Source organism: Planotetraspora mira (assembly GCF_016863275.1).
Taxonomy (GTDB): Bacteria; Actinomycetota; Actinomycetes; order Streptosporangiales; family Streptosporangiaceae; genus Planotetraspora; species Planotetraspora mira.
Window position 1 is genome coordinate 41,016 of the sequence record NZ_BOOO01000046.1, and the last position, 10,423, is coordinate 51,438.

Annotated in this window: 9 protein-coding genes; all 9 read left to right on the top strand. The window is 70.1% G+C overall.

Annotated elements, in window-relative coordinates; all coding sequences use genetic code 11:
- Positions 1-11 precede the first annotated feature (11 nt).
- The 9 genes from argJ (at position 12) to tyrS (ending at position 9,922) form a co-directional block, all read left to right on the top strand.
- Positions 12-1,166 (top strand): bifunctional glutamate N-acetyltransferase/amino-acid acetyltransferase ArgJ, encoded by a 1,155-nt coding sequence (gene argJ / locus Pmi06nite_RS37115; protein ID WP_203957906.1) that lies wholly within the window; start codon positions 12-14, stop codon positions 1,164-1,166.
- The gene (gene argB / locus Pmi06nite_RS37120) at positions 1,163-2,116 is read left to right on the top strand and encodes an acetylglutamate kinase (protein ID WP_203957907.1); all 954 of its coding nucleotides are present in this window, start codon (positions 1,163-1,165) and stop codon (positions 2,114-2,116) included. The genes argJ and argB overlap by 4 nt, the downstream gene beginning before the upstream one ends.
- Entirely contained in the window at positions 2,113-3,303 is a 1,191-nt protein-coding gene (locus Pmi06nite_RS37125; RefSeq protein ID WP_203957908.1) for an acetylornithine transaminase, read from the top strand. Before argB ends, Pmi06nite_RS37125 begins: the two co-directional genes overlap by 4 nt.
- Positions 3,296-4,249 (top strand): ornithine carbamoyltransferase, encoded by a 954-nt coding sequence (argF, locus tag Pmi06nite_RS37130; protein WP_203957909.1) that lies wholly within the window; start codon positions 3,296-3,298, stop codon positions 4,247-4,249. The genes Pmi06nite_RS37125 and argF overlap by 8 nt, the downstream gene beginning before the upstream one ends.
- On the top strand, positions 4,246-4,770 hold the full coding sequence (locus Pmi06nite_RS37135; protein ID WP_203957910.1) for an arginine repressor: 525 nt from the start codon (positions 4,246-4,248) through the stop codon (positions 4,768-4,770). The genes argF and Pmi06nite_RS37135 overlap by 4 nt, the downstream gene beginning before the upstream one ends.
- A gap of 167 nt (positions 4,771-4,937) precedes the next feature.
- A complete protein-coding gene (locus Pmi06nite_RS37140) occupies positions 4,938-6,131 on the top strand; it encodes an argininosuccinate synthase (protein ID WP_203957911.1) in 1,194 nt (397 codons plus the stop codon).
- 262 nt (positions 6,132-6,393) lie between these two features.
- Complete coding sequence (gene argH / locus Pmi06nite_RS37145; protein ID WP_203957916.1) at positions 6,394-7,821, top strand: argininosuccinate lyase; 1,428 nt, start codon at positions 6,394-6,396, stop codon at positions 7,819-7,821.
- Positions 7,803-8,489, top strand: coding sequence for a DNA-3-methyladenine glycosylase (locus Pmi06nite_RS37150; protein WP_203957912.1), 687 nt, complete (start codon positions 7,803-7,805; stop codon positions 8,487-8,489). The genes argH and Pmi06nite_RS37150 overlap by 19 nt, the downstream gene beginning before the upstream one ends.
- Before the next feature lie 167 nt (positions 8,490-8,656).
- A complete protein-coding gene (gene tyrS, locus Pmi06nite_RS37155) occupies positions 8,657-9,922 on the top strand; it encodes a tyrosine--tRNA ligase (protein WP_203957917.1) in 1,266 nt (421 codons plus the stop codon).
- Positions 9,923-10,423 lie beyond the last annotated feature (501 nt).

Here is a 10,423-nt window from a genome sequence, read left to right on the forward strand (position 1 = left end):
GGCGAGCACGCGTGAGCGTCACCGCGCCTCTCGGCTTCCGCGCCGCGGGAGTGGACGCAGGCATCAAGCGCGGCGACGACCGCGACCTGGCCCTGGTGGTCAACGACGGCCCGTCGCGGGCGGCGGCGGGCGTCTTCACCCGCAACCGGGTCAAGGCGGCGCCGGTGCTCTGGTCGGCACAGGTCGTGAGCGGCGGTCAGGTCAGGGCCGTGGTCCTGAACTCCGGCGGCGCCAACGCGTGCACCGGGCCGCTCGGGTTCCAGGACACCCACGCGACGGCGGAGAAGGTCGCCGAGGTCCTCGGCGACTCGGCGGCCGAGGTGGCCGTGTGCTCCACCGGCCTGATCGGCGAGCGGCTGCCGATGGACGCGCTGATCACTGGAGTCGACGTGGTCGCCGCCCAGCTGTCCCGCGACGGAGGACTGGCCGCGGCCGACGCCATCCGGACCACCGACACCGTCAGCAAGATCGCCTTCCGCCGCGGCGAGGGCGGATACATGGTCGGCGGCATGGCCAAGGGCGCGGGCATGCTCGCCCCCGCCCTGGCCACCATGCTCTGCGTGCTGACCACCGACGCCGAGATCGGTTCCGAGGACCTCGACCGGGTGTTGCGGGCCGCCACCGCGGTGACCTTCGACCGCCTGGACTCCGACGGATGCATGTCGACCAACGACACCGTGCTGCTGCTCGCCAGCGGCGCCTCCGGCGCCCGGCCCGACCTGGCCGACTTCGAGAAGGTCGTCACCGCGGTCTGCGCCGACCTCGCCCGCCAGCTCCTGGTCGACGCCGAGGGCGCGAGCAAGGCCATCGCGATCGAGGTGGTCGGGGCGGAGTCCGAGACGGACGCGGTGACCGTCGGCCGCGCGGTCTCCCGGTCGAACCTGCTCAAGTGCGCGATCCATGGAGAGGACCCCAACTGGGGCCGGGTCGTCAGCGCGGTCGGGACGACGGACGCGGCGTTCGACCCCGACCGGCTCAACGTGGCGATCAACGGCATCTGGATCTGCCGCGGCGGCGCGGCCGGCGACGATCGGTCCAAGGTCGACCTGCGGCCACGCGACGTGACCATCACCATCGACCTGTCCGCCGGGCCGCACTCCGCGACCGTCCACACCACGGATCTCACGGCGGCGTACGTCCACGAGAACTCGGCGTACTCGTCATGAACGTCAGGACCAACGGAGCTCTGGACAAGGCGCACACGCTGATCGAGGCGCTGCCCTGGCTGGCGCGCTTCCACGGCGCCACCGTCGTCATCAAGTACGGCGGGAACGCGATGACCGAGGAGCACCTGCGCGCGAAGTTCGCCGACGACGTGGTGTTCCTCCGCTATGCCGGGCTGAGGCCCGTCATCGTGCACGGCGGCGGCCCCCAGATCCAGGCACAGCTCGATCTGCAGGGGATCGACAGCCACTTCGTCTCAGGCCTGAGGGTCACCACCCCCGAGGCCATGCAGGTCGTCAGGATGGTCCTCGTCGGGCAGGTCAACCGTGACGTGGTCGGCCTGATCAACAGGCACGGGCCCTTCGCCGTCGGCATGTCGGGAGAGGACGCCCATCTGTTCACGGCCGAGCGCAAGCACGCCGTCGTCGACGGAGTGAAGATCGACATCGGCCAGGTGGGCGAGATCGTCAGAGTCGACGCGGGAGCCGTACAGGCGCTGCTCGACGACGGGCGCATCCCGGTCGTGTCGTCGATCGCGCGCGGCGACGACGGGCCTGACGATCCGGGCGTCTACAACGTGAACGCCGACACGGCCGCCGCGGCGCTCGCCGTCGCGCTGAAGGCGTGCAAGCTGATCGTGCTGACGGACGTCGAGGGGCTGTACGCGGACTGGCGGCCCGATGCCCCCGCGCAGGAGGTGATCAGCCGGATCAGGGCATCCGAGCTGGCAGAACTCCTCCCGGCGTTGTCGAGCGGCATGGTCCCCAAGATGGAGGCGTGCCTGACGGCCGTCGAGGGCGGGGTCCCGCAGGCCCACGTGCTCGATGGCCGCGTGCCGCACGCCCTTCTGCTGGAGGTCTTCACGGACGAGGGCATCGGCACCATGGTCGTCCCCGACTCCGATAGCGGTTCGGGAGCGTCCGGCGCTCTCGAAGGGAGGGACTCGCGGTGAGCCATACCGACGCGCTGCGCAAGCGCTTCGAATCGGCCTTCATGCCCAACTACGGCGTGCCCCCGGTCGCCATCGCACGCGGCGAGGGCAGCGTGGTGTGGGACGCGGACGGCAGGCGCTACCTCGACCTGATCGGCGGGATCGCGGTCAGCTCGCTCGGCCACGGGCATCCCGCGCTCGTCGAGGCCGTGTCACGGCAGGTGGCGACGCTGGCGCACACGTCGAACCTGTTCCTGCACGAGCCCGAGGTCCTGCTCGCGGAGCGGCTCGTCGGCCTGCTGCGCGCGCCCGCCCGCGTGTTCCTGGCCAACTCCGGCACCGAGGCCAACGAGGCGGCGCTGAAACTCGCCATCAAGTACGGCAAGAGCCGCGGGAAGAGCTACTTCGTCGCCGCCGAGATGGGCTTCCACGGCCGGACCCTCGGCGCGTTGTCGCTGACGGGAAAGCCCGCCATCCGCGACCAGTTCGGCCCGTTCCCCATCGACGTCAGGTTCGTGCCGTACGGCGACGCCGACGCGCTCAAGAACGCGGTCACCGATGACTGCGCGGCGGTCTTCCTCGAGCCCACACAGGGTGAGGCCGGGGTGGTGCCGCCCCCGGACGGCTACTTCAGCGCGGCGCGCGAGATCTGCTCGGCGGCGGGTGCGCTGCTGACCGCCGACGAGATCCAGTCGGCCATCGGGCGGACCGGGCACTGGTTCGCCCACCAGGCGGACGGCGTTTTGCCCGACGTCGTGACCCTGGCCAAGGGCCTCGGAGGCGGCATGCCGATCGGGGCCTGCATCGGGATCGGCGAGGCGGGCACGATCTTCGACAAGGGCGACCACGGGTCGACGTTCGGCGGGAACCCGGTGTCGTGCGCCGCGGCCCTCGCCGTGCTCGGCACGATCGAGCGGGACGGCCTGCTGGAGCACGTCACGACCGTCGGCCGCAGGCTCGCCGAGGGGATCGCCGCCATCGACCACCCGCTCCTCGCCGGGGTGCGGGGCCGCGGGCTGTGGCTGGCGGCCGTGCTCACCGCCGGCCGTTCGGCGCAGGTCCAGGCGGCGGCGCAGGAGGCCGGCTTCCTGGTCAACGCCCTGCAGCCCGACGCCGTACGGCTCGCGCCACCACTCGTGATCACCACATCGGAGGTCGAGTCCTTCCTGGACGCGCTCCCAGGAATTCTGGAGGCCGCCAATGAATAGCCAGGGCTCGGCGCCGGTCAGGCACTTCCTCCGGGACGACGACCTGTCGCCGGCGGAGCAGGCCCAGGTGCTCGACCTCGCCGAGGCGATGAAGAAGGACAGGTACGGCTACCGCCCCTTCGAGGGGCCGGCGACCGTTGCGGTGCTGTTCGACAAGCCGTCCACGCGGACCCGCGTCTCGTTCGCGGTCGGCGTCGGAGAACTCGGCGGGCTGCCGCTGATCATCGACGGCGGGGCGTCGCAGATGGGCAGGGGCGAGCCGATCGAGGACACCGCCCGGGTGTTGTCGCGCCAGGCGGCGGCCATCGTCTGGCGCACCTCGGGTCAGGAGCGCATCGAGGCGATGGCCTCGGCGTCGGCCGTGCCGGTGGTGAACGCGCTGACCGACGAGTTCCACCCGTGCCAGATCCTCGCCGACCTCCAGACGATCCGGGAGCATCGGGGCGCGCTGCGCGGGCTCACCATGGCCTACCTGGGTGACGGGGCCAACAACATGGCCCATTCCTACCTGCTCGGCGGTGCGACGGCCGGGATGCACGTCCGGATCGGGGCGCCGTCCGGATACCTTCCCGACGCGCTGATCCTCGACCGGGCGGCCGAGATCGCCGCGTCGACCGGGGGTTCTGTGACCGCGGTGAGCGATCCCGCGGCGGCGGTCGACGGCGTCCACGTGGTGGCGACGGACACCTGGGTGTCGATGGGCCAGGACGGCAAGGAGGAACGGATCGCGGCGTTCGGCCCGTTCCAGGTCAACTCCGCGCTGCTGGCCGGGGCGGCTCACGACGCGATCGTGCTGCACTGCCTGCCGGCCTACCGGGGACTGGAGATCACCGCCGACGTCATCGACGGCCCGCGGAGCGTGGTGTGGGACCAGGCGGAGAACCGGCTGCACGCGCAGAAGGCGCTCTTGCAGTGGCTGGTGTCGAGGAGTGGGGAGTCGTCATGACCATCCCGCTGACCAAGGCCGCACGCCATGCCCGCATCATCGACCTGCTCACCCGGCACAAGGTCCGCTCGCAGCCGGAGCTGGCCAAGCTCCTGTCGGAGAGCGGTGTGGAGGTGACGCAGGCGACGTTGTCGCGCGACCTCGACGAGTTGGGGGCGCTCAAGCTGCGGGCCGACGACGGGACGTTGGTCTACGCCCTGCCGGGGGAGGGCGGCAGCCGGATTCCGCGCTATCGGGCGGGCAATGTGAACGGCTCCCCGGAGAACCCGGACGCCCGACTGAAAAGGATCGCGGAGGAGCTCCTGGTGTCGGCGGAGGCGTCCGCCAACCTGGTGATCCTCCGTACACCACCGGGGGCGGCGCAGTTCCTGGCATCGGCCGTCGACCACGCGGGCTGGGAATCGATCCTCGGGACGGTGGCGGGGGACGACACGATCCTGGTGATCAGCAGGGATCCGTTAGGCGGCACCGCTCTGGCCGCCGCGCTGCTCAACCTGACCACCCGCCGCCTGAACGGATAACCCCGCCACGCCTCCTCCACCGGTTCTCCCGCCGTGATCATGCACACATTCGTAAAAAGGGCCGCCGACCTGGAACTTCTTGCTTGGTGATCATGCACAGATTCGGGCCGGCCCGTGATGACCAGCACAAACATCAATCGTGATCATGCAAGAGGAGGACGAGAACCATGAAAGTCGTGCTTGCATATTCCGGCGGTCTGGACACCTCCGTCGCCATCCCGTTCCTCGCGGACAAGACCGGCGCCGAGGTCATCGCCGTGGCCGTCGACGTCGGCCAGGGCGGCGAGGACATGAAGGCCATCCAGCAGCGGGCGCTCGACTGCGGCGCCGTCGAGTCGGTCGTCGTGGACGCCCGTGAGGAGTTCGCCCGGGACTTCTGCGTTCCGGCGCTCCAGGCGAACGCGCTCTACATGGACCGCTACCCGCTCGTCAGCGCCCTGTCGCGGCCGCTGATCGTCAAGCATCTGGCGGCGGCGGCCAAGGAGTTCGGCGGCACGCACGTCTCGCACGGCTGCACCGGCAAGGGCAACGACCAGGTGCGGTTCGAGGCCGGCCTCGCGGCGCTCAACCCGGAGTTGGAGGTCATCGCCCCGGCCCGCGACTTCGCCTGGACCCGTGACAAGGCGATCGCCTTCGCGGAGGAGAAGGGCCTGCCGATCGACGTCACCAAGAAGTCGCCGTACTCCATCGACCAGAACCTCTGGGGGCGCGCGGTCGAGACCGGCTTCCTCGAGGACATCTGGAACGGCCCCATCGAGGACGTCTACTCCTACACCTCCGACCCGTCGGTCCCGCGTGAGCCCGACGAGGTCGTCATCACCTTCGTCCAGGGCGTGCCGGTGGCGCTCGACGGGCGGGCGCTGTCGCCCTTCGAGATCGTCGCCGAGCTGAACCGGCGCGCGGGCGCGCAGGGCGTCGGCCGGATCGACATGGTCGAGGACCGTCTCGTCGGCATCAAGTCGCGCGAGGTCTACGAGGCCCCCGGCGCGATCGCGCTGATCGCGGCCCACACGGAGCTGGAGAACGTCACCGTGGAGCGCGACCTGGCCCGCTTCAAGAGGACGGTCGACCAGCGGTGGGGCGAGCTCGTCTACGACGGCCTGTGGTTCTCGCCGCTGAAGAAGTCGCTCGACGCGTTCATCAGCGACGCGCAGCGGCACGTGTCCGGTGAGATCCGGCTGGTCCTGCACGGCGGCAAGGCGGTCGTCACCGGGCGGCGGTCCGACGCCTCGCTCTACGACTTCTCGTTGGCCACCTACGACACCGGTGACGCCTTCGACCAGTCTCTCGCGAAGGGTTTCGTCCAGCTCTGGTCGCTGCCCAGCAAGATCGCCGCCGCGCGGGAGGCCCGGCAGGGCTGAGACTTTCGGACAGCCCCCGGTTCTCATGGGGTACCGGGGCATACGTCGGCTAAGGTCGCGGATGGGCCGACGTGACCTGACGCGCCACGATGCCGCACGACGCGTCACGATCGGCAGGTCAGGCACACGAGGCACGCCCGTGCATACCGGAGCGAACGGCCCGCGGCGAGGCCGGGACCGGGACCGCATTGCCGTACGGCAGGCAGGTCCCCTCACAGCAGGATGGAATCGGAGGAGGAAGACGGTGGCGGACAACAAGCCGATGCGGCTCTGGGGCGGCAGGTTCGAGGGGGGACCCGCGGACGCGCTCACACGCCTGTCGGTGAGTGTGCAGTTCGACTGGCGGCTCGCGCCGTACGATCTGCTGGCCTCGCGCGCGCACGCCCGCGTCCTGCACCGTGCCGGGCTGCTGACGGGGGAGGAACTCGACCGCATGCTGGGCGCGCTCGACGAGTTGGAGAGCGCCTGCAAGCGGGGTGAATTCCGCCCGACCGTCGCCGACGAGGACGTGCACACGGCCCTGGAACGCGGCCTGCTCGAGCGCCTCGGGTCGCTGGGGGGCAAGCTGCGCGCCGGTCGCAGCCGCAACGACCAGGTCGCCACCGACCTGCGGCTCTATCTGCGCGACCACGTCCGCACGGTCGTCTCGCGCCTGGTCGAGCTGGAGACCGCGCTGATGAGCCAGGCCGAGGAGCACGCCGCGACCGCGGCGCCCGGCATGACGCACCTTCAGCACGCGCAGCCCGTGTCCTTCGGCCACCAGTTGCTCGCCCACGTGCACGCCCTGACGCGGGACGTCGACCGGCTGAAGGACTGGGACAAGCGCGCCGCCGTCTCGCCTCTCGGCTCCGGCGCGCTGGCGGGCTCGTCCCTGCCGCTCGACCCCGCGGCGGTCGCGGCCGAACTCGGCTTCGACGCCCCGGCGCCGAACTCGATGGACGCCGTGTCGGACCGTGACTTCGCCGCCGAGTTCCTCTTCTGCGCGGCGATGATCGGTGTGCACCTGTCCCGCCTCGGCGAGGAGATCGTGCTCTGGGCCTCCCAGGAGTTCCGCTGGATCGAGGTGGACGACGCCTACTCCACCGGTTCGTCGATCATGCCGCAGAAGAAGAACCCGGACGTCGCGGAGCTGGCCAGGGGCAAGAGCGGCCGGCTGATCGGATCGCTGATGTCCCTGCTCACGACCTTGAAGGGTCTGCCCCTCACCTACAACCGTGACCTGCAGGAGGACAAGGAGCCGGTGTTCGACGCGGTCGACACCCTGCTCCTGGTGCTGCCCGCCGTCTCGGGCATGGTGTCCACGATGCGGGTGAACTCGGCCAAGCTCGAGGCCAGTGCCCCCGAGGGCTTCGCCCTGGCGACCGACCTCGCCGAGTTGCTGGTCCGCCGCGGGGTCGCCTTCCGCGACGCCCACGAGGCGGTCGGCCACCTGGTGGTGTGGTGCCAGGTCAACGACAAGGACCTCGGCGACCTGACCGACGAGGAGCTGGCCAAGGTGTCACCGCACTTCGCGGCGGAGCCGGCGGAGGCAGCCGACGGGACGCCGGGTGTCCGCGACGTCCTCAGCGTGCAGGGCGCTCTCGCGGCGCGCAGCGCGTTCGGCGGCACGGCACCCGACCGGGTACGCGACCAGCTCGTCAGCCTGCGCGAGATCGTCGACGGCCAGGCGGCATGGGCGAGCGGCAGCTGACCGGGCCGCCGCCTTCCCTCGCCGGGACGGCGCTGGACCGCGACTTCTTCGACCGGCCGTCCGATCAGGTGGCTCCGGACCTGCTCGGCCGCGTGGTCGTCCACGGCCCCGTGGCCGTGCGGCTGACCGAGGTGGAGGCATACGGCGAGCCAGGCCAGGACCCTCCCGCGCACACGTACCGCGGGCGTACACCTCGGAACGCCGTCATGTTCGGCGAGCCCGGGCACGTCTACGTCTACTTCACCTACGGCATGCACTTCTGCGCCAACCTCGTCTGCCGGCCTGAGGGGGTCGGCTCCGCCGTCCTGTTGCGGGCCGGCGAGGTGATCGCCGGAGCCGAGGTCGCCAGAGCGAGGCGCTTCCCCGCCGGTACGGCGCTCGCCGACGGGTCCGGCGGCGTGGTGAAGAAGATCTCCGACCGGGACCTCGCCAGAGGCCCCGCGCGGCTCACCGTGGCACTCGGGCTGGGACGAGAGCACAACGGGCTCGACTGCTGCGCCGGCGGGCCGATGCGGGTGCTGGCCGGCGAACCCGCGGATCCCGCGCTCATCGTGGCGGGCCCCCGGACGGGAGTGTCCACCGGAGCCGAGACCCCATGGCGGTTCTGGATCGAAGGCGACCCGACGGTGTCGCCCTACCGGGCACACGCGCCACGCAGGCGAACGTAGTCGCCGGGCGGGATTTCGAGTGGCGGTATGGTTTCGCCTCGTGCAGGCTTGTACGAGGCGAAGCCGTACATCAAAGGCAGCCAGTGCGGCGCCACGCCGTACTCCATCGATGATCGAGAGCCAGGACCGTGACCGCATCTTCGGGCAATCTCATCCCGACATCTGAGATCGCCGACATCCTCGACGAGCTGGAATGGCGCGACATCATCGCGCAGACCACCGATGCCGACGCGCTGCGTGCGTCGCTGGCCGAGGGTCCGATCACCGTCTATGCGGGCTTCGACCCGACGGCGCCGTCGCTGCATGTGGGCAATCTCGCCACGCTGCTGATCCTGACCCGGTTCCAGCGGGCGGGTCATCGGCCGATCGGCCTGGTCGGAGGGGCGACGGGTCTCATCGGCGACCCGAGCGGCCGCAGCACCGAGCGGGCGCTCAACTCGGCGGAGATCGTCGAGGAGTGGTTGTCCCGGATTCGGGTCCAGGTCGAGAAGTTCCTCTCGTTCGAGGAGGGGCCCGCGGCGGCGACGCTGGTGAGCAACCTCGACTGGACCGGCGAGCTGTCGGCGATCGAGTTCCTCCGCGACGTCGGAAAGCACTTCCCGGTCAATCGCATGCTGGCCAGGGAGTCCGTGGCCGCGCGGCTGGGCGGCGAAGGGCTGAGCTACACCGAGTTCAGCTACCAGATACTCCAGGCCAACGACTACCTCGAGCTGTACCGCCGGCACGGATGCTCGCTGCAACTGGGCGGCAGCGACCAGTGGGGCAACATCACGGCGGGGGTCGACCTGATCCGCCGTGTCGAGGGAGCTCATGTTCACGCGCTCACCGGCAAGCTGATCACGAAGGCCGACGGCACTAAGTTCGGCAAGACGGCGGGCGGGGCCGTGTGGCTCGATCCGGCGCTCACCTCGCCGTACGCGTTCTACCAGTACTGGCTCAACTCCGACGACCGCGATGTGGTGCGCTTCCTCAAGGTGTTCACCTTCCGGTCGCGGGAGGAGATCGCGGAGCTCGAGCAGTCGGCGAAGGAGCGGCCGGCGGCACGTGAGGCCCAGCGTGCGCTGGCGGAGGACCTGACGACGCTCGTCCATGGCGCCGACGAGCTCACGCGGGTCATCGCGGCCTCGCGGGCCCTATTCGGCCAGGGATCGTTGTCCGAGCTCGACGCCAGGACGCTCGAATCGGCACTGGAGGAGGTGCCGAAGGCGACCGTCGCCTCGCTGGGGGCGCCGTTCGTCGAGTTGCTGGGGGAGAGCGGCCTGGTCGAGTCCAAGTCTGCGGCCCGGCGGGCGGTGAAGGAGGGCGGTGCGTACCTCAACAACGTGAAGATCACGGATGAGGAGTACGTGCCGTCGGCCGACGACCTGCTGCATGGCCGGTTCCTCGTGCTGCGCCGTGGCAAGAGGACCATCGGCGGCGTCGAAGTCGCCTGACAGGCTCTGCACGAGAGTCGCCCCGGGTGTCGGCCGACGCCCGGGGCGACCCTTTTGTGGTCAAGAATTCTCGTGGCGCGGGTAACAGTCTTATAGCCGTGCGGGTGACATATGCCGCAATCATGGCCTTGACCTGCGGTTATGCGTCACGAGCCGTGATTTGACGGAAGTCTGGGAGTTGCCTAATGTTTCCTTCGCCCGGGGGACGCGGGACGCCGACAAGGCGGCCAGACGCCCAGGGCAAGCCACTCAGACAAGCAACCGGGTGTGGCCGTCAGGCTGAGTCCGGGTTGATCGTGATGCGTTCGAACCCCCGGGTTTTGACAAGTTGCGGGTAACAATGTAAGTTGGAGTGGTTGCCCCGGAAGCGGGGTGGTCCTCCTCGGGAGGGTGCTGAGGTACAGCGAGGCCGGCAGGCCGTAGCTGCACTAGGCTCCTCGGGGATGGGACAAGCGGAAGTTCAACGCCCTTGGTCTCGGGACTCTACTGAGTTTCGGGTGA